Annotated in this window: 20 protein-coding genes and 2 pseudogenes; 7 read left to right on the top strand and 15 right to left on the bottom strand. The window is 71.6% G+C overall.

Annotated elements, in window-relative coordinates; genetic code table 11:
- Nucleotides 1–73: 73 nt before the first annotated feature.
- A complete protein-coding gene (locus ACIG0D_RS30720) occupies nucleotides 74–493 on the bottom strand; it encodes an Hsp20/alpha crystallin family protein (RefSeq protein WP_399807573.1) in 420 nt (139 codons plus the stop codon).
- A 73-nt stretch (nucleotides 494–566) separates the two neighbouring features.
- Complete coding sequence (locus tag ACIG0D_RS30715; protein WP_399807330.1) at nucleotides 567–944, bottom strand: hypothetical protein; 378 nt, start codon at nucleotides 942–944, stop codon at nucleotides 567–569.
- Between the two features lie 88 nt (nucleotides 945–1,032).
- Between ACIG0D_RS30715 and ACIG0D_RS30710 the strand changes: the two genes are divergently transcribed.
- The 6 genes from ACIG0D_RS30710 to ACIG0D_RS30685 all read left to right on the top strand — a co-directional run bounded on the left by ACIG0D_RS30710 (nucleotide 1,033) and on the right by ACIG0D_RS30685 (nucleotide 8,056).
- Nucleotides 1,033–1,206 carry a hypothetical protein gene (locus ACIG0D_RS30710; RefSeq protein ID WP_399807587.1) on the top strand — a complete coding sequence of 58 codons (174 nt, stop codon included), beginning with the start codon at nucleotides 1,033–1,035 and terminating at the stop codon, nucleotides 1,204–1,206.
- 129 nt (nucleotides 1,207–1,335) lie between these two features.
- Nucleotides 1,336–3,246 carry an NAD-binding lipoprotein gene (locus ACIG0D_RS30705; RefSeq protein WP_399807327.1) on the top strand — a complete coding sequence of 637 codons (1,911 nt, stop codon included), beginning with the start codon at nucleotides 1,336–1,338 and terminating at the stop codon, nucleotides 3,244–3,246.
- 145 nt (nucleotides 3,247–3,391) lie between these two features.
- Nucleotides 3,392–5,512 (top strand): FAD-dependent oxidoreductase, encoded by a 2,121-nt coding sequence (locus tag ACIG0D_RS30700; RefSeq protein WP_399807325.1) that lies wholly within the window; start codon nucleotides 3,392–3,394, stop codon nucleotides 5,510–5,512.
- A 173-nt stretch (nucleotides 5,513–5,685) separates the two neighbouring features.
- Nucleotides 5,686–6,126: a PPOX class F420-dependent oxidoreductase gene (locus tag ACIG0D_RS30695; protein WP_399807322.1), complete on the top strand. Its 441-nt coding sequence runs from the start codon at nucleotides 5,686–5,688 to the stop codon at nucleotides 6,124–6,126.
- 855 nt (nucleotides 6,127–6,981) lie between these two features.
- Entirely contained in the window at nucleotides 6,982–7,326 is a 345-nt protein-coding gene (locus tag ACIG0D_RS30690) for a MerR family transcriptional regulator (RefSeq protein WP_399807319.1), read from the top strand.
- Nucleotides 7,327–7,696: 370 nt separating this feature from the next.
- Nucleotides 7,697–8,056 (top strand): hypothetical protein, encoded by a 360-nt coding sequence (locus ACIG0D_RS30685; protein WP_399807317.1) that lies wholly within the window; start codon nucleotides 7,697–7,699, stop codon nucleotides 8,054–8,056.
- Here ACIG0D_RS30685 and ACIG0D_RS30680 read toward each other — a convergent pair.
- The 10 genes and pseudogenes from ACIG0D_RS30680 to xylB all read right to left on the bottom strand — a co-directional run bounded on the left by ACIG0D_RS30680 (nucleotide 8,041) and on the right by xylB (nucleotide 18,977).
- Nucleotides 8,041–8,307 (bottom strand): SCO5918 family protein, encoded by a 267-nt coding sequence (locus tag ACIG0D_RS30680; RefSeq protein WP_399807315.1) that lies wholly within the window; start codon nucleotides 8,305–8,307, stop codon nucleotides 8,041–8,043. The genes ACIG0D_RS30685 and ACIG0D_RS30680 overlap by 16 nt on opposite strands.
- Nucleotides 8,308–8,356: 49 nt before the next feature.
- Nucleotides 8,357–8,482 (bottom strand): annotated as a pseudogene (locus ACIG0D_RS30675) (CBS domain-containing protein); the annotation flags it as partial.
- Nucleotides 8,483–8,521: 39 nt separating this feature from the next.
- A complete protein-coding gene (locus ACIG0D_RS30670; RefSeq protein WP_399807313.1) occupies nucleotides 8,522–10,018 on the bottom strand; it encodes a DEAD/DEAH box helicase in 1,497 nt (498 codons plus the stop codon).
- Between the two features lie 344 nt (nucleotides 10,019–10,362).
- Nucleotides 10,363–10,566, bottom strand: a complete 204-nt coding sequence (locus tag ACIG0D_RS30665) for a cold-shock protein (RefSeq protein WP_399807310.1) — start codon at nucleotides 10,564–10,566, stop codon at nucleotides 10,363–10,365.
- A 362-nt stretch (nucleotides 10,567–10,928) separates the two neighbouring features.
- Nucleotides 10,929–12,452, bottom strand: a complete 1,524-nt coding sequence (locus ACIG0D_RS30660; RefSeq protein WP_399807307.1) for an aldehyde dehydrogenase family protein — start codon at nucleotides 12,450–12,452, stop codon at nucleotides 10,929–10,931.
- An 80-nt stretch (nucleotides 12,453–12,532) separates the two neighbouring features.
- Nucleotides 12,533–13,975 carry a GAF domain-containing protein gene (locus ACIG0D_RS30655; RefSeq protein ID WP_399807571.1) on the bottom strand — a complete coding sequence of 481 codons (1,443 nt, stop codon included), beginning with the start codon at nucleotides 13,973–13,975 and terminating at the stop codon, nucleotides 12,533–12,535.
- 242 nt (nucleotides 13,976–14,217) lie between these two features.
- Nucleotides 14,218–14,817 (bottom strand): N-acetylmuramoyl-L-alanine amidase, encoded by a 600-nt coding sequence (locus ACIG0D_RS30650; RefSeq protein WP_365766969.1) that lies wholly within the window; start codon nucleotides 14,815–14,817, stop codon nucleotides 14,218–14,220.
- Nucleotides 14,818–14,869: 52 nt separating this feature from the next.
- Complete coding sequence (locus ACIG0D_RS30645) at nucleotides 14,870–15,889, bottom strand: acetamidase/formamidase family protein (protein ID WP_399807303.1); 1,020 nt, start codon at nucleotides 15,887–15,889, stop codon at nucleotides 14,870–14,872.
- Between the two features lie 344 nt (nucleotides 15,890–16,233).
- The gene (locus ACIG0D_RS30640) at nucleotides 16,234–17,517 is read right to left on the bottom strand and encodes an ROK family protein (protein ID WP_399807300.1); all 1,284 of its coding nucleotides are present in this window, start codon (nucleotides 17,515–17,517) and stop codon (nucleotides 16,234–16,236) included.
- 14 nt (nucleotides 17,518–17,531) lie between these two features.
- Nucleotides 17,532–18,977 carry a xylulokinase gene (xylB, locus tag ACIG0D_RS30635; protein ID WP_399807298.1) on the bottom strand — a complete coding sequence of 482 codons (1,446 nt, stop codon included), beginning with the start codon at nucleotides 18,975–18,977 and terminating at the stop codon, nucleotides 17,532–17,534.
- A gap of 194 nt (nucleotides 18,978–19,171) precedes the next feature.
- Here xylB and xylA point away from each other — a divergent pair, with 194 nt between their 5' ends.
- The gene (xylA, locus tag ACIG0D_RS30630) at nucleotides 19,172–20,338 is read left to right on the top strand and encodes a xylose isomerase (protein WP_399807295.1); all 1,167 of its coding nucleotides are present in this window, start codon (nucleotides 19,172–19,174) and stop codon (nucleotides 20,336–20,338) included.
- An 842-nt stretch (nucleotides 20,339–21,180) separates the two neighbouring features.
- Here xylA and ACIG0D_RS30625 read toward each other — a convergent pair.
- The 3 genes and pseudogenes from ACIG0D_RS30625 to ACIG0D_RS30615 form a co-directional block, all read right to left on the bottom strand.
- Nucleotides 21,181–21,801: pseudogene (locus ACIG0D_RS30625) on the bottom strand (histidine phosphatase family protein); the annotation flags it as partial.
- A gap of 149 nt (nucleotides 21,802–21,950) precedes the next feature.
- On the bottom strand, nucleotides 21,951–22,124 hold the full coding sequence (locus ACIG0D_RS30620; protein WP_399807292.1) for a hypothetical protein: 174 nt from the start codon (nucleotides 22,122–22,124) through the stop codon (nucleotides 21,951–21,953).
- A gap of 12 nt (nucleotides 22,125–22,136) precedes the next feature.
- Nucleotides 22,137–22,640 (bottom strand): nucleoside deaminase, encoded by a 504-nt coding sequence (locus tag ACIG0D_RS30615; protein ID WP_399807290.1) that lies wholly within the window; start codon nucleotides 22,638–22,640, stop codon nucleotides 22,137–22,139.
- Nucleotides 22,641–22,687: the final 47 nt, after the last annotated feature.

Here is a 22,687-nt window from a genome sequence, read left to right as displayed (position 1 = left end):
CCGTGACTCGGAAAGGGCGGCTCCGCGCCGTGCGGAGCCGCCCTTTCCGTCTCGGACCGGCCGGAAGGAACTCTCAGCTGCCGAGTTCCTTGCGGTCGCCGCCCATGACGGCGATCTTGCGGGGCTTGGCCTGTTCGGCGACCGGGATCCGCAGCGTCAGCACGCCCGCTTCGTACGAGGCGTCGATCCGCTCGGTGTCCAGCGACTCGCCCAGGAACAGCTGCCTGCTGAACGATCCGGTGGGCCGCTCGGAGATCACCCGCTCCGCGTCGTCGCCGTACGTCGGCCTGCGTTCGGCCTGGACCGTCAGCACGTCCCGCTCGACGTTCACATCGATCGACTCGGCCGCCACACCGGGCAGGTCGAGCTGGACGACGAAGGTGTCGCCCTCACGCCACGCGTCCATGGGCATCGCCACCGGACGGGCGGCCGTACCCCACAGCCGTTCGGTGAGCCGGTCGAGCTCCTGGAACGGATCAGTGCGCATCAGCACAGGGATCACCCCCTCGCCACTTCCTTCCAGTGTCCACTTCGTCCACTCGGTTGCTACCCGCGGTCCTCGTCCTTTACACACTCTGACTCAACTTTTTTGCCGACTTCTTCAGTAGACTGATGACCTCCGCGGGGTGTTCCACGGTCAGCGCCAACCGGGCGTACGGGCTGCGCCAGTGCTCCAGATCGATGAGCAGCGCCGGTCCGCCCTGCGCGAGCGCGACGAAGTCCCGGCCCTTTCCGTGCGTTCGCTCACCCGCGGCCCACCGTGCCGCGCGGAAGCGGTAGCGCCGGCCGGGTGAACCGCGCAGCGCCCGCCACCAGGAGTTTTCCACCCGTACGTCCGTCACCGCGGCCACCGGTACGCGCACCGTCCGCCTCCCGGCGGCCAGGGCCAGGCGCCACGGCAGGCGGGCCACCAGCTGATCCCCGACGACCTGAACCCGCACCATCCCTCCGGACCACCTTCCGACTCCGTGTGTCGGCTACTTGAGTCACCTGCTGTCAAGAACCCTGGAACCAGCTTGTCAGTTTCCTTGCTTGCCTGTGAAGGTGACCCTCGGCCCCAAGGGCCGCAACGCCCTGGACAAGAAGTGGGGCGCCCCCACGAACACCAACGACAGTGTCTCCATCGCCAAGGAGATCGAGCTCGAGGACCCGTACGAGAAGATCGGCGCCGAGCTGGTCAACGGCGGGATCTGCCCGAAGGTGTGAAACCCACGCGATCCTCACCCCTCCCGGTGACCGGGCCAGCACACTCCTGTGCTGGTGGGCGGGCGTCGCAGGGGTAGCGGGGAGACGCCGTGCCGGCCCGCACCGGCAGATCGGCGACAGGGGGACAGGGTGGCGCCGCGGCGTACTCCGCTCGGAGACAGGGTCCGTTACTGGTTCGACAGCACCCTCACACGCGGCGCCCCGGCGCTCGTGGGCTGGCTGGCCCTGCTGTGCCTGGCCGTGGTGGTGCCGGCCAGCGCGGTGCTGGTGTGGACCGACCCGGACGCCCCCGCATCTCTCGGGTCGCGCCTGACACAGGTGTGGCGGCTCACCGGAGAGACCCTGCGGCTGGGCGGCGCCACCGGGGCACCGCTGCGGGTGGCGCTGTCCGTGTTGCTCGCCCTCGTCGCCCTGCTGTACGTCTCCACCCTCGTCGGCCTGATCACCACCGCCCTGACCGAGCGGCTCATCGCCCTGCGCCGGGGCCGTTCCACCGTCCTGGAACGCGGCCACGCCGTGGTGCTCGGCTGGTCGGAGCAGGTCTTCACGGTGGTGGGCGAACTGGTCGCCGCCCACGCCAACCAGCGGGGCGCGACGGTCGCCGTGCTGGCCGACCGGGACAAGACCGCGATGGAGGAGGAACTGAGCACCAAGGTGGGGCCCTACGGCCGTACCCGGGTGATCTGCCGCAGCGGTCCTCCCACCGATCCGGCCGTCCTCGCCCTGACCAATCCGGCCGAGGCCGGTGTCGTTCTCGTCCTGCCGCACGACGCGCCCGACGCCGACGCCCAGGTGGTCAAGACGCTGCTGGCGATCCGGGCCGCGCTGCCCGACCCCGACACGGGCCCGCCCGTGGTCGCCGCCGTACGCGACGACCACTACCGGTCCGCGGCGGCCCTCGCCGCGGGACCGCGCGGCGTCGTGCTGGAGAGCGACACCATCACGGCGGCGCTGATCGTGCAGGCCGCCCGCCGCCCCGGAATCTCCCTCGTCCACCGCGAACTCCTGGACTTCGCCGGCGACGAGTTCTACCTGACCTCCGAACCGGCCCTGACCGGACGCCCGTTCGGCGACGCGCTGCTGGCGTACACGACATCGAGCGTCGTCGGACTGATGCGGGGAGCCGTTCCCCTCCTCAGCCCGCCACCGCAGACCCCGATCGGCCCCGACGACCTGCTCGTCCTCATCTCCCACGACGACGACACCGTCCGCCTGGACGACTGCGCGCACCTGGTGGACGAGGCCGCGTGGGCGCCTGCCCAGTCGCCGCCCGCGCGGCCCGAACGGGTGCTCCTGCTCGGCTGGAACCGCCGCGCACCCCTCATCGTCGACCAGTTGCGCCGCTGCGCCCGGCCCGGCTCGGCCATCGACGTGGTCGCGGAGGACGGAGAGGTCACCGGCCGGCAGGTCGACGACGCGGACACGCAGGCCGGCGCCGGGCTGACCCTGACCCTGCGGCGGGGTGACGTCACCCGCCCCGGCACGCTGGGTGGCCTGGAGATCGCCTCCTACGACAGTGTGATCGTGCTCGGCCGGGACCCCGACCCCGGCTCCGACCCCCTCCGTCCGGGGGACGAGCCCGACCTGCGCACCCTCGTGACCCTGCTGCTCCTGCGCCGCCTCGAACGGACCACCGGACGCGAACTGCCCGTCGTTACCGAGCTGATCGACGACCGCAACCGGCCGCTGGCACCCCTCGGCCCCGGAGCCGACGTGATCATCAGCGGCAAGCTCATCGGTCTGCTGATGGCGCAGATCTCCCAGAACCGGCACCTGGCGGCGGTGTTCGAAGAACTCTTCTCCGCGGACGGCAGCGGAGTCCGGCTCAGGCCCGCGTCCGACTACGTCCGGCCGGACCAGGAGACGGCCTACGCCACGGTCGTGGCCGCGGCGCGCCAGCGGGGCGAGTGCGCCATCGGCTACCGCGACCACGCCGACGCGTCCACGGCGCCGTCCCACGGAATCCGCCTCAACCCGCCCAAGACCGAGCGGCGCCGCTGGAGCGCACGGGACGAAGTAGTGGTCGTGAGAAGGGACTGACGACCGACACGGGCCTCCGTACGCTGCCGCCGCGCGATGCTCGTCAAGCAGGGCGGACGGCTCAGTCACCGGTCGAGTGGTTTGCGGTTCCCGTCCGCGTGAAGGCACTTCGCCGGTGCCGCCGCGATGCCAAGAGTGGTGCGCGATGAGCACACATGACATCACCGCCCAGGACGTGACCGCTTCCACCGACTCCGCCGTTACCACCAACTCCGCCGCTTCCACCGGCTCCGCCGTCTCGACCACTACGACCGCTTCGGCGGCTTCGACCCCCTCCACGGCTGTCGCCACGCTCCCCGCGGACGCGCCGAGCGCGGATTCCGCCGCCCCCGACCCGCGCCCCTCGCGGCGCACCGTCGTCACGACCGCCGGTGCCACGGCACTCGCCGCCGGGCTCACCGCCGCCTCCGCCGCCCCCGCGACCGCGCTGAGTCCCGCCCCGGCGCCCGCGACGGCTCGGGACGCCGCGCCGCCCGGCATCGGCGAGGACGCGTACACCACGGTGGCCCGCGCCATCGTCGTCCACGACGAGCGCGACCAGCCGCTCGTCCCCGCCTATCTGAGGGCCGTGAGGAACGGCCTGCCGCCCAGGCGGGGGAGAGGGACGAAACGGGTCCTGATCGTCGGGGCCGGCCCCGCCGGACTGCTCGCCGCCGACCTGCTGAACCGGGCCGGCCACGACGTCGTGGTGATCGAGGCCAACGGCAACCGGGTCGGCGGCCGTATCAAGACGTTCCGCAAGGGCGGCCACGAGGACGGGGCCCAGCCCTTCGCCGACCCCTTGCAGTACGCCGAGGGCGGGGCCATGCGGCTGCCCGAGAGCCACCCGCTCCTGATGGCCCTGCTCGAGAAGTTCGACCTGCCGCGTCAGGAATTCCTCCTGGTGGACGTGGAGGTGGACAACCCGACGCGACGCGCCAACCGCACCTGGATCCACGTCAACGGCGTCCATGTGCGCCGTGCCGACTACGAGAAGAACCCCGAGAAGGTCAACGACACCTTCGGCATCACGGGCCCGAACCGCACGAAGACCGCCGCCGCCATCCTCGCGGAGGCCCTCGAACCCGCGCACCGGCTCATCCGGGGCAAGGAGGGAACCGCCCTCGTCGACGGGTGGGCCGAGGTCCTCAAGAGGTACGGCCACTGGTCCATGTACCGCTACCTCACCGAGGTCGCCGGGCTGGACACCAGGACCATCGACCTCGTAGGCACCATCCAGAACCTCACCTCCCGGCTCCACCTCTCCTTCCTGCACAGCTTCCTGTCCAGCGCGCTGATCGACCCCAGGACCCGCTTCTGGGAGATCAAGGGCGGCACCGCGAAGCTCGTCGACGCCCTGTACGCGCCGGTGAAGGGGAAGGTCCGCCTCGACCGGCGCGCCGTACGCATCGAACGCGACGGTGGCAAGGTCCGGGTGCACACCGTCTCGGAGGACTGCCAGACCGGCCACGGGGGAGTCACGGAGGTCTTCGAGGGCGACGAGGCGATCATCACCGTCCCCTTCTCCGGACTGCGCCACGTGGCCTTCGACCCGCCGCTGAGCTACGGCAAGCGCAGGGCCATCACGGAACTGCACTACGACGCCGCGACCAAGGTGCTCCTGGAGTTCTCCCGGCGCTGGTGGGAGTTCACCGAGGAGCAGTGGAAACAGGAGCTCGACTCCATCGAGGACGGCCTGTACGAGAAGTACCGCGCGGGCCGGGTCACCGACGGCGCCTACCTCGGCGCGCACCGGTCCGTGAAGGCCCTCGGCGTCACCGTCCCCGACGAGTACAGGAAGTGCTTCTCCGCCTTCCGGCCCGCCGCGCACGACGACCCGGAAGCCGCCCATGTGCGCGGTGGCGGCTCGGTCAGCGACAACGCCAACCGCTTCATGTACTTCGAGCACGCCCACCCCATGGAAGGCAGCGACGGCGGCGTCATGCTCGCCTCCTACAGCTGGGCCGACGACGCCCTCAAGTGGGACGCCTACGCCGACGAGGAGCGCTATCTGCGCGCCCTCGCCGGGGTCCAGGCCGTCTTCGGCCGCCGCTGCGAGGTCTTCTTCACCACCAAGTGCAAGACCCAGTCGTGGATGCGGGACCACTACGCCTACGGTGAGGCGTCCGTGCTCTTTCCCGGCCAGCACGCGGAGCTGTTCCCGGACATCCCGACCTCCGAGGGCCCGCTGCACTTCGCCGGCGACCATACCTCCGTCAAACCCGCGTGGATCGAGGGCGCCCTCGAATCCGCGGTCCGCACCGCCCTGAAGGTCCACGCGGGCTGACCGCCGACCCGATCAACGCCCGTGCGGCGTCCCGCTGTTCGCGACGCCGCACGGGGCCACCTTCGGGGGCCGGGGGCATGGGGCAGGGGTGGGCGTGACGGCCGGCATCGGAGTCCGCCGCGGCGAACCCGGGTAGAGAGGCAACGCCCGGTCCACCGACGAGGAGCAGCCCCATGCCGATCACCCTGGACGACATCACCCGCACGTGGCTCACCGAGGCCAGGTTCTGGCAGATGGCGACGCTCAACCCGGACGGTTCCCCGCAACTGACCCCCATGTGGGCCGACCTGGAGGGCGACCTCATCGTCGTCAACACGTCGGTCGGCCGCGTGAAGGAGGAGAACTTGCGACGCGACCCCCGGCTCTCCCTGTCCTGCATGGACACGCAGAACCCCTACCACCGCGTGGAGATCCGGGGCCGCGCCGTCCGCTTCGTCGAGGGCCCACCCGCCCTGCGCGTCATGGACCGCATCGCGCGGAAGTACCTCGGCACGGAGACGTTCCCGTGGCTGATCCCCGGCGAGACCCGCGTGGCGGTCTACATCGAGCCCCACCACGTCCGCCGCGTGGACGGCGTCGAGACCTTCCGCCGGGGAGTACTGCCGCAGCCGTAGCCCGCCACCGCCCGGCGCCGGTCAATCCTGAGGGCTTGCCGAAGCCCGAGGTCTACCGGCAGATGTCGGTCGCCCCGGATCGAAGCTGGTGTTCCTGGCGGGGCAGGTTTGAGGGCCACGGCCTGTTCCTACGCCCCGGGAGGCGGGGCTGCCGATTCACGCGGTCCGACCGTGTTCGGCCGACGACTGGGGCGTGCCGTCCGGGCGCGAAGACGCTTCGCCGCCAGGCTGGACGCTGACCACAGAAGGCAAGTGAAGGCCCCCGGCGCCCTCAAGCGGTTCCCCGCGCAGGCGCGAGGCGCGGCCCGGCGGCTCTTCCTCCGTCAGGTAGATGAGCCGTGCGGAGGTCGAGGTCGTGCTCCCGGTCGTTTCGGAAAACCACTTTCGAACGCACGTGTCATAGAACTCCTTGACTCGGCCAAGAAGAAAATCTGTCACGGCGACGGTAGACATTGGCTCACCGCGGGATTACTGTTTTCCTGTACTCAGGAAGTCGGAGTGGTGCGGCAGACACGAACTGCCGCGCAAGCAGGTGAAGCAGGACACGGCCCCCCTGCCGGGGGCCGTGAGCAGTACCCGTGGTATCCAGCAGTACAACTCTGTAACCGAAAGTAAGGAGCCGAACGCCATCAGGATCGCCCGGGAGGGGACACAGCCCACCCGGGTACCGCAGGCCCCGGATTGGAAGGTGGTCCACGGTCACGCATCCGCGATCCCCGCAGCCCCGCCCTCCCGGGCAGAGCCTGCGGACACAGAAGGCCGGCGCAGTCTGCCGGTAGATGGTGTTGAAAGCTCGGGGCCCGGGTGCCGGTACGGCACCCGGGCCCCCCGACGCGTCCCCGGAAGAAGAGGTCTATGCCCCCTGGCACACCCCGTCCCGTCGACAACCTCGACGACGACGACTACCCCGCCTACACCATGGGCCGGGCAGCCGAGATGCTCGGCACCACCCCCGCCTTCCTCCGCGCCCTGGGCGAACACCGCCTGATCACCCCGCTGCGCTCGCAAGGCGGCCATCGCCGCTACTCCCGCTACCAACTGCGCATCGCCGCCCGCGCCCGCGAACTCGTCGACCAAGGCACCCCCATCGAGGCCGCCTGCCGCATCATCATCCTTGAAGACCAGCTCGAAGAAGCCCAGCGCATCAACGAGCGACTGCGCGCCGAAAGCCGCCAAACGCAGTCGAAGTCCTCGGCCTGATGACGAGGCCACCCGAGGTGGCACCGACCGCCGGCGCGGACGAGGCCCGCCGGCACAGGCCCACGCAGTGGCCCGTACCGGGCGTCAGCCCGCGACATGCCACGGCGCCCCGGCACCGATGACCTGACCCGGCACGACACCGAGGACCCCGGCAGCCGGCGGGGTCCTCCGCTGCTCAAGAGCCGCCGGTGGTGCCTTGTCCACCAGGACTGGCTGCCGCCGATACCGGCGGGCACGCACGCCTCAGGATGCGACCGATGGACTGGACAACCCCGTCGGGGCAACGAGGGAACCGGCTGCGCCCGTCGTCTTGCCCGGTGGTGAGACCGCCCGAGCAGCCCGGGCCGGCCGGTGCATAGAATCCGATCTCATGCCGAAGCCTGACGAGCTGATCATTGACATCGCCGCCCGTGTGGAGTCCGGGCAGAGCAATCAGATGTCCCTGACCGTGGTGACCAGTGGCGCTGTCATCACCGGTCGCCTGGCTCCCGAAGCGGTGTGGAGGAAGAGGGTGTCGGAGGTGCTGACGGACTCCGCCCACCTGAGCGAGTTCGCTGCTGTCTTCGACACCCCCGCGAAGAAGGACGGGCCGCCCACGCATCTGCACTTCCATGTCGCCCGGATCCTGCAGGGCACGGTGGGGATCCCGGAGACGGGTGGGATGTACCGCGTCGCGATCGAGGACGTCAGCGCGTGGACCGTGGGCGACTTCAGCTATTCCGACCACTGATCCACCGCTGGGGGGTGCGGAACGGCGCGACAGGTGAAACCGAGCCGGGACATGGCCCGGAGGACTTCGCCGGTACTGAAATCGCGGCGGTCCTGGCGGGTGATGACCTGGCCGACCTGCTTGGCGGGGTAGTGGCGTCGTCCGACGATCACGGACGCGCCGGTGACCGGTTCGGGCTTGACCCCCTTCATCGATTCCAGCACTCCGCTCTTGGTCAAGTCGAACGGGAAGCGGGCGATGACACAGCGCATGATGCCTCACAAGGAGAAGGAGAGACGGGTCCGACCGCCGTGACGCGGTTCAGCGGGAGAGGGCGAGGACACCCAGAGCGTTGCCCTGTTCGTCGACCACGGGCAGAGCCACGAGCCGGCGGCAGCGCATCGCACGCTCCGCTTCGGCCCTCGTGGTCAGCGGCGAGGCGAAGGGCCTGATGATGGGATGGTCGGTTTCCTGATCAAGAAGGCTTTACGCCGCGGTACCGGTGGTGGACTGCCGTACGGCCGCGCGGCGGGCCGCCGAGGCGGGGCGGCGTCGGCCGCGTGAGGTGGCGCCACGCTTCTTGGGGCGTTCGACCACCGGTGCGGTGATGACGACCGGGATGCCGGAGGGGGCCTGGGCTCCGGTGATGCGGTGCAGGGCCGCTTCGCCGGCGCGGACCTGAGTGGTCTGCGGGACGATGCCGGCCGTTGCCATGAGGCGGGTCATGGCACGGCGCTGGTTCGGGGTGACCAGGGTGACGACGCTGCCGGACTCGCCGGCGCGGGCGGTCCTGCCGCCGCGGTGGAGGTAGTCCTTGTGGTCGGTCGGCGGGTCGACGTTGACGACGAGGTCGAGGTTGTCGACGTGGATGCCGCGCGCCGCGACGTTGGTCGCCACCAGCACGTTGACGTGCCCGGACTTGAACTGCGTCAGCGTGCGGGTGCGCTGTGGCTGCGACTTCCCGCCGTGCAGGGCGGCGGCCCGTACCCCGCTGTTCAGGAGGTGTTCGGTGAGGCGGTCGACGGCGTGCTTGGTGTCGAGGAACATGATGACGCGGCCGTCGCGTGCGGCGATCTCGGTCGTGGCCGTGTGCTTGTCGGCGCCGTGGACGTGCAGCACGTGGTGCTCCATCGTCGTGACGGCGCCGGCCGAAGGGTCGACGGAGTGCACGACGGGATCGCTGAGGTAGCGGCGTACGAGCAGGTCGACGTTGCGGTCGAGGGTGGCGGAGAACAGCATGCGCTGGCCTTCGGGGCGGACCTGGTCGAGCAGGGCGGTGACCTGCGGCATGAAGCCCATGTCGGCCATCTGGTCGGCCTCGTCGAGGACGGTGATGGAAACCTGGTCCAGCCGGCAGGCGCCGCGGTCGATGAGGTCCTTGAGGCGTCCCGGTGTGGCGACGACGACCTCGGCGCCACCGCGCAGCGCGCTCACCTGCCTGCCGATCGACATTCCGCCCACGACCGTGGCCAGCCGCAGTTTCACGGAGCGGGCGTACGGGGTGAGCGCGTCGGTGACCTGCTGCGCCAGCTCACGCGTCGGGACGAGGACCAGTCCCAGCGGCTGCCTGGCCTCGGCGCGCTGACCGGCCGTACGGGTCAGCAGCGCCAGCCCGAAGGCGAGGGTCTTGCCGGAGCCGGTGCGGCCACGGCCGAGGACGTCCCGGCCGGCGAGGGAGTTCGGCAGGGTCGCGGCCTGGATCGGGAACGGTACGGTCACGCCCTCCGAGCCGAGCGCGGCCAGCAGTTCCCCGGGCATGTCGAGATCGGCGAAGCCCTCCACGGCGGGAAGCGCGGGAGTGATCGTCCGGGGGAGGGCGAACTCCCCCTGGACCGCCGCGGGCCGGCGGCCGTAACCGCCGGAACGGCTCGGTCCACCGGAACGGCGCGGGACCGACGAGCTGAATCGGCTGCCACCCCTCCCGGAGTCGGCACTGCTCTTACGGGTGGGGGCGAAGCGGTTGTTCGTGCGTGTGCGGTTCATGCGGAACCTTCCTCGATACGGCACATATCAAGGAATTCCCGCAGCGATGAGCGGCACGGAGAATTGCAAGATTGGGCCGGTGGAACGCGAAAGCGACTCCGGCCGACAGAAGTCCGTGCGGCGCAGGTGCTTACATGGGTGATGAAATATGGATGCGATAGCCGAGGCGTCGCCTTTGGGACGGTCACGAAGGAATGCATCCACATTTCAGACGGCGGATCCGTGTGCGGTGCGCCCGCGGATTCCTCGTCGTCCTCCACGGCTGAAGCCATGGCGGGAAACGCGAGCAGCTGGGGCCCGCACCCCGAAGGATGCGGGCCCCAGCTACACAGTGCGCGTCAGTGTCAGGCGGGAACGATGTTCTCGGCCGTCGGGCCCTTCTGGCCCTGCGCGATGTCGAAGCTCACCTTCTGGCCTTCGAGCAGCTCACGGAAGCCGGAGGCGGCGATGTTCGAGTAGTGGGCGAACACGTCGGCGCCGCCACCGTCCTGCTCGATGAAGCCGAAGCCCTTTTCCGCGTTGAACCACTTCACGGTGCCAGTAGCCATGTCATATCTCCTTTGGGGCAGTGCATCGGGATCCGCGCTGCGCGGACACCGTGTCGCCGCGATGATCACCCCGTCCGGAAAAAGACCGGAGATACAAAAGCGCTCCCAGTGGCGCAGAAGCCGCCTGGACAGCACATGAAGTTTCGGGAACCACAACTGCAACTGAGATCGACAGTAGCACGCCGCGGCGGTCCGTGTGCGGTGAGGAATCCCACTCCGTTGAAATCTCGGTTCGCGGGCACAGATTTCAATTATCCGGAGCGCAACGTTTTCGGACGGGGAAGGAAGTGCCTGTCTGCTGTGAAGTGGTACGAGAGGGCGCCTGCCGGGCACCGTCCAGGTCAGGCGCCCTCTTTCTGCTCCTAGAAGAAGCCCAGCTTGCGCGGCGAGTACGACACCAGCAGGTTCTTCGTCTGCTGGTAGTGCTCCAGCATCATCTTGTGCCCCTCGCGGCCGATGCCCGACTGCTTGTAGCCGCCGAAGGCGGCGTGTGCCGGGTAGGCGTGGTAGCAGTTGGTCCAGACGCGGCCCGCCTGGATGGCACGGCCGGCCCGGTAGGCGGTGTTGATGTCGCGGGTCCACACGCCGGCGCCCAGGCCGTACAGCGTGTCGTTGGCGATCTTCATGGCGTCGTCGAAGTCGTCGAACGAGGTCACCGACACCACCGGACCGAAGATCTCCTCCTGGAAGATCCGCATCCGGTTGTCGCCCTCGAAGATCGTCGGCTGGACGTAGTAGCCCCCCTTCAACTCGCCGTCGAGTTCGAGGCGTTCGCCACCTGTGAGGACCTTGGCGCCCTCCTTCCGGCCGATGTCGAGGTAGGAGAGGATCTTCGCGAGCTGGTCGCCGGAGGCCTGCGCGCCGATCATCGTGTCCGTGTCGAGCGGGTGCCCGGCCTTGATCTGCTCGGTGCGGGCGATCGCCGCCTCCAGGAAGTCGGGATAGGCGCCGCGCTGGATCAGCCCCCGGGACGGGCAGGTGCACACCTCGCCCTGGTTCAGGGCGAACATGGTGAACCCCTCCAGCGCCTTGTCCCGCAGATCGTCGTCCTTCTCCCAGACGTCATCGAAGAAGATGTTGGGCGACTTGCCGCCCAGCTCCAGCGTGACCGGCTTCAGATGCTCCGCCGCGTACTGCATGATCAGCCGCCCCGTCGACGTCTCCCCGGTGAAGGCGACCTTCGCCACCCGCGGGCTGGACGCCAGCGGCTTGCCCGCCTCCTCGCCGAAACCGTTGACGATGTTCACCACGCCGGGCGGCAGCAGATCCGCGACCAGGCTCATCCAGTAGTGGACGGACGCCGGGGTCTGCTCGGCGGGCTTGAGGACGACCGCGTTGCCCGCCGCGAGCGCCGGCGCCAGCTTCCAGGCCGCCATCAGGATCGGGAAGTTCCACGGGATGATCTGCGCCACCACACCGAGCGGTTCGTGGAAGTGGTACGCCACCGTGTCGTCGTCCAGCTCCGCGATCGAGCCCTCCTGCGCGCGGACCGCGCCCGCGAAGTAGCGGAAGTGGTCGATGGCGAGTGGGATGTCCGCGGCCAGCGTCTCGCGGACCGGCTTGCCGTTCTCCCAGCTCTCGGCGACCGCCAGTTGCTCCAGGTGCGATTCCATCCGGTCGGCGATCTTCAGCAGGATGTCCGAGCGCTCGGTCGCCGAGCGGCGGCCCCACGCCGGCGCCACGGCGTGCGCCGCGTCCAGCGCCCGCTCCACGTCCTCCGCGGTGCCCCGCGCCACCTCGGTGAACGGCAGACCGTTGACCGGACTCGGGTTCTCGAAGTACCGACCGCGGGCCGGCGGTACGTACTCGCCGCCGATGAAGTGGTCGTAGCGCGACTGGTAGGAGACGATCGCGCCCGGTGTGCCGGGTGCCGCGTAACGGGTCATGCTGGTCCAGCCTCCTGGTGCGGTGCCGCCCGCCGTCGGACGGCTCTCGGTGCGGGAGGGTAGGGAGGCGGACGTTGCGGCTACGTTGCGCTCGGCCGTGGCCTCCCCGCCCGGCTCCCGGCCACTCGTCCCGGGCCGGGTGCCGGGCGGATGCCTCTGCCGGGCGGCATCTGTTGCCCCGGCAGGCCCGGCAGGCCCGGCAGGCCCGGCAGGCCCGGCAGGCCCGGCAGGCCCGGCAGGCCCGGCAGGCCCGGCCGCCGGACCGGCTCCGGCGGCGCCGCCGCCAGCTCCGCGTCAAGCGCGGCCAGCCGCGCCCGCACCGGTGCCGTCGGCCGCACAGCGGCCAGCGCCCGCCATACGTCGAGGTCGTCCTCACCCCACGGCGCGTGCGCCCAGTCGGCGAGCAGATCCGGGTCCCCGCGGGCGATGAGCGCCGCCCGCAGCCCGTCCGCCAGCCGCTGCCTGAGCCGGACCACCGCCGGAGCCCGGGACCCGGGCAGCAACGGCCCGGCGTAGGCCGCGGCGGCCGCGGTGACGGCGCCCGACTCCAGCCGCCGCTCGACGACGGCGACGTCCGACTCGACCCGGACGGTCAGCCGATAGGGCCGGGAGGCCAGCAACCCGGGGCCCAGCACCCCGCGCAGCCGGGTCAGTTCGGCGCGCAGCGTCACCGGCGTCACCGACTCGTCGTCGTACAGCGCCGACAGCAACTCGTCGCCGGTCAGTCCTTCCGGGTGCCGGGCGAGCAGCACCATGATCTCGCTGTGCCGACGGCTCAGCCGGATCCGGCGGCCCGCGGTGAGCAGCGTCGCCTCGTCCCGGCCCAGCGCGGACAGCTCCACGGCGTCCTCCGCGGGCCTGCCCGGGTCGAGCAGGGCCAGCTGGGACTCCGCGGCCCGGGCGACGGCCTGCACGAACGCCAGGCTGTGCGGGTGCGCCAGCCCGTCCCCGCCGGTGATGTCCACGGCGCCGAGCACCCGCCCGGTGCGCGGATCGTGCACCGGTGCCGCCGCGCACGTCCAGGACTGGACCCGGCGGACGAAGTGCTCCGCCGCGAAGACCTGCACCGGCCGGTCGAGGGCGACCGCCGTGCCGGGGGCGTTCGTGCCCACCGCGCTCTCCGCCCACCGGGCACCGGGCACGAAGTTCATCCGCCCCGCCTGCCGGCGGGTCGCCGGATGGCCCTCGACCCACAGCAGCCGGCCGTGCGCGTCGCACACCGCGAGGAGGTGTTCCCCGTCCAGGGCGAACGAGCCCATCAGCTCCCGGCACAGCGGCATCACCCGGGCCAGCGGATGTTCCGCCCGGTAGGCGCCGAGGTCGCCGTCGGTCAGCTCCACGCTCGCCCCGCCGTCCGGTCCGACGCCGGCCCGCGCCGACCGTCGCCATGAGTCGGCGACCACCGCCCGCACCGGCCGGGGCACGGTGCCCGCCTCGGTGAACGTCTCGTGCGCGCGGCGCAGGATCCGCGCGCGCTCGACGGGGTCGGCTCCCGGCTCCAGAGCCACCCAGGGATCGGTCACCTCGGCCTCCCGGAAGGCGATGTGGCTGGCGTCGTGCTCACGTGCGGTGCGGGCGTGCCATGGTGCGGGTGGCACGGTCGTGCCGTGGTCGGGCGGCACGGGTCGTGCCGTAGTGGGACCGGCACGGTCGTGCCCTGACGGGCCGGCACGGCACGGCTCGCAACATCGTCACTCCGGCCGAACGGTCCGACAACCGTTTCGACCGCGCTCACCCGATCGGCTGTAGACGGCGCCGGCCCGCATCAAGCGCGGTTGACCAGCCGGATGTACCGTCTCCAGTCCCAGTGCGGCCCGGGATCGGTGTGGTCGGAGCCCGGCACCTCGTAGTGCGCGATGATGTGCGCGCGGTCCTTCGGGATGCCGTACCTGTCGCAGATCGACGCGGTGAGCCGGGCCGACTGCTCGTAGAGGGCGTCGGTGAAGTAGCCGGGCTGGTCCACCCAGCCCTCGTGTTCGATGCCGATGCTGCGGGTGTTGTAGTCCCAGTTGCCCGCGTGCCAGGCGATGTCCGCCTCGCGGACGCACTGCGCGAGACCGCCGTCGGCCGAGCGCACCACGTAGTGCGCGGACACCTCCTTCCTGCGGTTCTGGAAGACGCCGAGGGTGGTCGAGTAGGAGGCCTGGGTGACATGGATGACCACGAAGTCCACGGGGTGGCTCGTGGGCCGGTTCGCCGGCGTGTAGTTGGCGGTGTGCGCCGGATGCCAGACGGCGAGCGGGTGGTCGGGGGCCCGGGTCCGCGCGTCGGCCCGCGTCTCGGGCAGCAGCGCGTATGGGACGGCGGCGAGGGCGGCGCCTTTGAGGAGCCGTCGCCGGGTGGGGAGCGGTCGTGCCCGTTCCATGGGGGAGTGCCTTTCGAGTGCTCTGCGCGGGGCCGGTGCGGCGCGCGCGGGATCAGCCCCGCAGCGTCGCCGCCGTCTCGCGCAGTCGGGCGTGCAGTCCGCGGTGAGTCTCGCGGTCCGGGAGCCATGCCTTGCGGAGCTTGGCCACGCAGGTGTAGTTCGTGTCACACACGTTGGCCAGTGGCGACTCCACGGCCTGGGTCGTGAACTGGTACGCGTCCAGCTCGCTGAACCCGTAGTCGCGGACCAGCCACCGCACCAGGTCCAGCTGGGATATCCGGAACGCGTCCTCCAGCGGACGGGCGGAGCCCGTGGAGATGATGTGGGTGTCCGACTCGATGCGCGGCCACGGCGTGTGCAGCCCCTTGAGGAGTTCGACGATCACCACGGTGTTCATCGCGCACTCCACGGCCACCCCGCAGGTCTCGCCCTCGCCCTGCCGCGCGTGCCCGTCGCCCAGGCTGAGCAGCGCTCCCTCGACGTTCACCCCGAGATAGCAGGTGACGCCGGCCCGCATCTCGGGCGTGTCCATGTTGCCGCCGTGCGCGTCGGGCACGAGGGCCGAGCGGACCTCCAGGTTGGCCGGAGCGACACCGACGGTGCCGTGCATCGGATCGAGGGGCAGCTCGATCTCGATGTCACTGTCGTGCGCCCGGAACAACGCCGTCCGGCGGGTCCGGTCCAGCTGCCAGATCCAGACGGTCTCCGGCAGCGGCGGCTGCAAGGTGGCCGTGGTGGGCGTCGAGGTGAGCGCGCCGAACAGCGGCACGGTCGTCGACGCGGCCCAGTCCCGGGCCGGTTCGATCGACACGAAGTGCACCGCCACCGTGTCACCCGGCTCGGCGCCCTCGATGTGGAACGGCCCCGTCTGCGGATTGAGGAACGGGAACTCGCACACCTCGGACACCAGGTCCTTCTCCGAGCGCACCCGCCCGGCGAAGCAGTCCTCGGTGTACAGGTCGAGCACCGTGCCCGGCGCGATCCGGGCGATGGGCGGCGCGCCGCCGAACGTCCAGGCATACTCGCCCGGTTCGGGCCGTACCGTCAGAATGCGTGTCTGCTCGCCGGACATGAGCCGTTCCCCCCCGCTCGACAGATGGATCCCCTGAGTCCTCACGCCCCGCACACCGCCGTCGTCGCTGGACGGGTGCGGCTCGCGTGATTCACGGTACGGCGCCTCGGGGACGGGCAGAAGGGCCCGGCGATCTTCCGTGGACAAGCGCGCCGCTGTGGACAACTCGCTCACCCACACGGGTGGTTGGCGTTGGGGCGCATGCCGCGGCGGCCCTGGATCAGGCCCGTCCCGGTTCGGATTTGTCCCGGTTCAGGCCTGTCCCGGCTCGGACCAGCCCCACATCAGACCAGCCCCGGATCAGACCGACCCGGATCAGACCGACCCGGATCAGACCCACCCGTTCACGCCCGTCCCGCCACCGCCGCCGGATCGTCCAGCACCCCCCGGACCACCGAGTGCGCCGCCCCCAGCAACGGGCCCTGCGGGCCGAGCCGGGAGACGGACACCGGGCAGGGCGGCCCCGCCGTACGCCGGGCCAGTTCCGAGCGCAGCGACGGCAGCAGCCAGGGCGCCAGACCGGCCAGCGCGCCGCCCAGCACCACGCTCTCCGGGTCCAGCAGGTTGACCGCCCCGGTGAGCGCGATGCCCAGCGCCTCGCCCGCGTCGCGCAGGGCCCGTCGTACGTCCTCGTCGCCCTCCTCGGCGCGGTCGGCGAGCAGCCCCACCCGGTCCTCGCCGGGCTCCAGACCGGCCGCCCGCAGCACCGCCTCCTCACCGGCGTACTGCTCCAGGCAGCCGCGCCCGCCGCAGGCGCATTCCGGCCCGTCGGGGCGGACCGGCACATGGCCCAGCTCGCCCGCGAAGCCGCGCGTGCCGCGCAGCAGGCCACCGCCGACGACGACCGCCGCGCCGATGCCGATCTCGGCCGAGACGTGCAGGAAGTCGGGCGGCGTGCCCTCGCCGAGCCAGAGTTCGGCCAGCGCGCCGAAGTTGGCCTCGTTGTCCACGGTCAGCCCGGCCTCGAAGGGCAGCAGGGTGCCCAGATCGAGGTCGTGCCAGTCGAGGTTGGGGGCGCGGACGACCGTACGGCCGTCCCTGGCGACCAGACCGGGCACGGCCACGGCGAGACCGGCCGGCCACAGTCCCTCGCGGTCCGCCTCGGCGACGACCTGCCGTACCAGCCCTGTCAGCTCCTCGATCACCGGCTCGGGCGCGCGTCCCCGGTTCGTGCCGTGCCGCACCGCGCGGGCCCGCACCTCGCCGCGCAGGTCGACCGCGCACACCGCGAGATGGTCGACGCCGATCTCCGCGCCGATCCCGGCGGGCCCCCGCGCGCTGACCGCGAGCGCGGAGCCGGGCCGGCCGACCCGGCCCGGCCGCTCGGGGCCCAGCTCCTCCAGCAGGCCCGTGCGGATCAGCTCGTCGACCAGCGTCGACACCGCCGCCCGGGTCAGCCCGATGCGCGAGGCGACCGCCGCGCGGGACAGCGGTCCCTCGGCGCTGACCGTGTGCATCACCCGGGCGAGATTGCGGCGGCGCATGCCCTGCTGGGTGTCGGGCAGCGCGCGCCCGGGAACCGCCGCGCGGGCCTCGTGCGGCGCGCGCCCGGGTCCGGCGGCCGTCTGTGCCTCGTGCGGCGCGCGTCCCGGACCGCCCGGGTGGCCGTCGTGCAGCGGTGCGGTCATGCCTCCGTCCGTTCTCAGCTGGTCCGTGGGCTCCGCTCCAGCAGCGGGGCCGCGTCGGAGAGTACCCCGGTGATCCTGGCCAGCGTCTCCTCGTCCCGCTCCACGGCCTCAAGCACAGGTCCCCGCGCGGTGTCCCACCGCCGGGCGACCGCCGCCGGATCCTCCCCGGTCAGCAGCCCGGCGGCCTGCGCGGCGGCGCCCAGCGCGACCAGTTCCCTCGCCTCGGGCACCTGCACCGGGCGCCCGGAGAGCCGTCGTACAGTCTGCTGCCAGGCCGTGCCACGGGCGCCGCCGCCGATCAGCAGCAGCGGAGCCGAGGGGTCCGCGTCCGCGTCGAGGACCTGGTCGAGCGCGCCGAGCAGCGCGTGCACGGCCCCGTCGTAGGCGGCCTGGAGCAGCTGCCCGGCGGTGGTGTCGTGCCGCAGGCCGTGCAGGATCCCGGAGGCGTGCGGCAGGTTCGGGGTGCGCTCGCCGTCCAGGAACGGCAGCAGCGTGGCGGTCGTGCCGGGCTCGACGGCCTCCCGGTCCAGGCCCAGCAGCTGCGCGACACGGTCCACGGCGAGTGTGCAGTTCAGGGTGCAGGCCAGCGGAAGCCAGTCGCCGCGCGCGTCGGCGAAACCCGCGACGATTCCGGTCGGATCGGCGGGCCGGTGCCGGGACACCGCGTAGACCGTGCCCGACGTGCCGAGGCTCATCACCGGCGTACCCGGACGCAGTCCGAGGCCCAGCGCGGCGGCGGCGTTGTCGCCGGTGCCCGCCGCGACCAGGGTGCCCTTGGAGAACGGCAGGTCGTGGCTGTCGCGCACGGTGCCGGCCACCTCGCCGGGCCGCACCACGCGGGGCAGCAGCGCCGGGTCGAGCCCCACGTGGGCGAGGATCTCGGCGTCGTACGACTCGCTGCCCGACGCCCACCACCCTGTCCCGGAGGCGTCACCGCGGTCGGTGGTGCCCTGCCCGGTGAGCCGTGCGGTCAGGTAGTCGTGGGGCAGGCGCACCGCCTTGGTGGCGCGGACCGCGTCCGGCTCGTGCTCCGCGAGCCAGGCCCACTTGGTGACCGTGAACGACGCGGTCGGGACGGACCCGGTGCGCTCCGCCCAGAACTTGGCGCCGCCCAGCTCCTCGGCCAGCCGGCGGGCCTGCGGTGCCGAGCGCACGTCGTTCCACAGCAGCGCGGGGCGCACCGGCTCACCCCGCTCGTCCAGCGTGACCAGGCCGTGCTGCTGTCCGCCGATGGACACCGCGGCGGCCTCGTGGGCGGCGTCACCGCACTGGCGCAGCGCCTCGCACAGCGCGTCCCACCACTGCCGCGGGTCGCTCTCGCGGCCCGCGCCGGACGAGACGGTGTGCGGCACCTGGCCGCTCGCCACGACCTGCCCGGTCGCCGCGTCGACGACCAGCGCCTTCGTGGACTGCGTGGACGTGTCCACACCGACGACGAGCGGACCCTCGGCTGCTGACATCGGGGCTCTCCCTCTTCCGCGGCTCAGCGGGGATATGTGGTGGATGGTGAGGTTCGGGACGGTGTGGTCCGGTGGTGAGGTTCGGAGGCGACTGGAACCACCTTGTCTCTTCCCAGAGACGCGACCGCATACTAATTTGTAAACCGCCATGACGAAATAGTCGGCAGCAACACAAGCGAGCAAGGAGCCGCGGCATGAGCTACCAGCCCACCCCCGAGGACAGGTTCACCTTCGGCCTGTGGACCGTCGGCTGGCAGGGAAGGGACCCGTTCGGCGACGCCACGCGGCGCGCCCTCGACCCGGTCGAGACGGTCCAGCGTCTGGCCGAGCTGGGCGCCTACGGCGTGACCTTCCACGACGACGACCTGATTCCGTTCGGGTCCTCCGACACCGAGCGCGAGTCCCACATCAAGCGCTTCCGCCAGGCTCTGGACGCCACCGGGCTGACCGTCCCGATGGCCACCACCAACCTCTTCACTCACCCCGTCTTCAAGGACGGCGCGTTCACCGCCAACGACCGCGACGTGCGCCGCTACGCACTGCGCAAGACCATCCGCAACATCGACCTCGCCGTCGAGCTGGGCGCCAAGACGTACGTCGCCTGGGGCGGCCGCGAGGGCGCCGAGTCCGGTGCCGCCAAGGACGTACGCGTCGCCCTCGACCGGATGAAGGAGGCCTTCGACCTCCTCGGCGAGTACGTCACCTCCCAGGGCTACGACATCCGCTTCGCCATCGAGCCCAAGCCGAACGAGCCGCGCGGTGACATCCTGCTGCCGACCGTCGGCCACGCGCTCGCGTTCATCGAGCGCCTGGAACGGCCCGAGCTGTACGGCGTCAACCCCGAGGTCGGGCACGAGCAGATGGCCGGGCTGAACTTCCCGCACGGCATCGCGCAGGCGCTGTGGGCGGGCAAGCTCTTCCACATCGACCTCAATGGCCAGTCCGGCATCAAGTACGACCAGGACCTGCGCTTCGGCGCCGGCGACCTGCGCTCCGCCTTCTGGCTGGTCGACCTCCTGGAGAGCGCCGGTTACACCGGCCCGCGCCACTTCGACTTCAAGCCGCCGCGGACCGAGGACCTGGACGGCGTGTGGACCTCCGCCGCCGGCTGCATGCGCAACTACCTGATCCTCAAGGAGCGTGCGACGGCCTTCCGCGCGGACCCCAAGGTCCAGGAGGCCCTGCGCGCCGCCCGCCTGGACGAACTGGCCCAGCCCACGGCGGCCGACGGCCTCCAGTCGCTGCTCGCCGACCGGTCCGCGTTCGAGGAGTTCGACGTCGACGCTGCCGCCGCGCGGGGCATGGCCTTCGAGCAGCTGGACCAGCTGGCCATGGACCATCTGCTGGGGGTTCGCGGCTGAGCGATTGAGGGTTCGTGGATGACCGATGCCCGGGGGCTCGGGGGTCCTTGCGTGAAGTGAGGGTTCCCGCGTGGCGGTGGTCCGGGCGGGGTCGGCGTTCTGCGCGTGGGGTGTCGGCTTTCGCCTGAAGTCGCTTTCCCCGCCTGGATATCGGTCTCCGCGCGGAGTCACGTCCTCCGCGCGGGGTTAGGCACCCCGCGCGGAATGCCACGGAATCATGCGGTCCAGGGAATGAGTCCGTGCCCAACTCCGCGCGGGGGTCGCGTCATGACCGGTGGGGCGGGACGCTGGCGGTATGGCCACGCCGCCCCCGCCGCCCGGATCGCCGCCGCCCGGACATCCACCACCGCCTGGACCGCCCCCACCGCCTCAGCCGCCAGTACCACCGAGCGGCACACCGCCGCCGTACGGCTTCGGACCGGCTCGCGGGGACCCGGGGCCCCCGCCGAGGCGGCGTACGCCGCTCCTCGTCGCCCTGGCCGCCCTGGTGGCCGTCGTCATCGTCGTCGTGGTGGTGCTGGTGGCATCCGGCGACGACGGCGCGCCGGACGAGCGGCCGTCCAACGGGCCGGGAACGAGCCGTGCGCCGGAACCGTCGTTCGGGATCCCGAGCGGACTGCCCAGCGGGGTGCCGTCGTTGCCCTCCGGGTTCCCGAGCGAGCTGCCGAGCGGTTTCCCGAGTGGCTTCCAGCGGGTTCCCCACCGAGCTGCCCAGCGGTTTTCCCAGCCACCTTCCCAGCGGCCTCGAACCGCCGGTCCCGTCCTTCGCCGAAGGCCGACTGCCGTGAAGGCGCGGGAAGCCGCGGCCGGAATCGGCCGCGGCTTCCCGTGAAACGTCCCGCCTACCGAAGGTGTCCCGTGTCGTTGAGCAGCCGTAGCGACGCATTTCCGTCCGCGGAGTAGGCCACCGCCGACAGGGACGCCGCCGCCAGCTCCATCCGGAACAGCGCCTCCGCCGGCGCACGCAGCGCCAGCCGGACCAGTGTCCTCAGCGGGCCGACGTGGGAGACGACCAGCACCATCTCTCCGGCGTGCCGCGCCAGCAAGGCGTCCCGCGCCGCCGCCACCCGCCGCGCCACCGCCTCGAACGGCTCGCCGCCGCCCGAGGGTGCCGCAGCCGGGGAGGACAGCCACGCCGTCAGATCCCGTGCGTAGCGCTCGTGCACCTCCGCGAAGGTCAGCCCTTCCCAGGCGCCGAAGTCCGCCTCGCGCAGATCCTCCTCGACCCGGACGTCCAGGCCCAGCCGCGTGGCGACCGTCTCCGCTGTCTGCCGGCAGCGCCGCAGCGGTGAGGAGACGATCGCCTGCACACCGCGTCGGGCGGCCAGCACCGCCGCGGTCGCCTCGGCCTGGCGCCGGCCGGCCTCGGACAGCGACGGATCCGAGCCGCCGCTGCCGGAGAACCGCTTCTCCGGCGTCAGCGGCGTCTCACCATGCCGCAGCAGCACGAGCGTCGTCGGTGTATGCCCGCCGATCAGCAGGCCGGAGTCGGCCGGAGCAGCCTCCGCGACCTCCGTTTTCCGCACCCGCCGCGCCTCTCGCGTACGCCCCGGGTGCCGCGTACGCCCCGGAAGTCCCGAACGTTCCGCGGGCCTCTGGTCCACCGCCTCGCTCACCGGCCATCACCGGCTGGTTCTTGGACGGCGCGAAACAGTCCCGCACGGAGATCGTCTGCTTCTCGACAGGAGAGCACGCGTTCGGGCGCACCATCCCTGGCCCAGCCCACGTCCTTCGTCGCCGGGCCGATCGTCGAGTGGTGCATCGTGTGCTCGCGTTCGATCTCCACGCGGCCTCCCCGTCAGTAGTCGATGCGGTCGGCCTTCGCCAGCCACGCGTCGAACGGCGCCGTGCGGTTCGGCAGGTCCAGCCGCTCGATGGACATGGGCCACATCGACGCGGGCTGCTTCTCGAACAGGTCGTAGAACTTGCGGTCGTCGAAGCCGGCCACCGCGGCGTCGTGCCGGTCGGCGGCGAAGACGATCCGGTCGACGCGCGCCCACAGCGCGGAGGACAGACACATCGGGCACGGCTCGCACGAGGTGATCAGGACACAGCCCTCGAGCGAGAAGCTGTCGAGCTGCTTGCAGGCGGCACGCATCGCGCTCACCTCGGCGTGCGCCGTCGGGTCCAGCGTCGCGGTGACCTGGTTGTTCCCCAACGCCACGACCTCGCGGCCTCTGGCGACCAGGGCGCCGAACGGGCCACCGCCGTTCGCGACGCTGGTGGTGGCCAGTCCGATCGCCTCTTCGAGCCAGGTGCGCTCGAGCTCCTGGATGCCTGCTTCCTGGGTGTGCGCGGTCATGATCGGTCCTCTTTCGGAGACGGTCGGGAAACCCCGGACGCGTTGTC

This window comes from Streptomyces sp. NPDC052773 (assembly GCF_044547145.1).
Lineage (GTDB): Bacteria > Actinomycetota > Actinomycetes > Streptomycetales > Streptomycetaceae > Streptomyces.
This window is presented reverse-complemented; position numbering and strand designations above follow the sequence as displayed.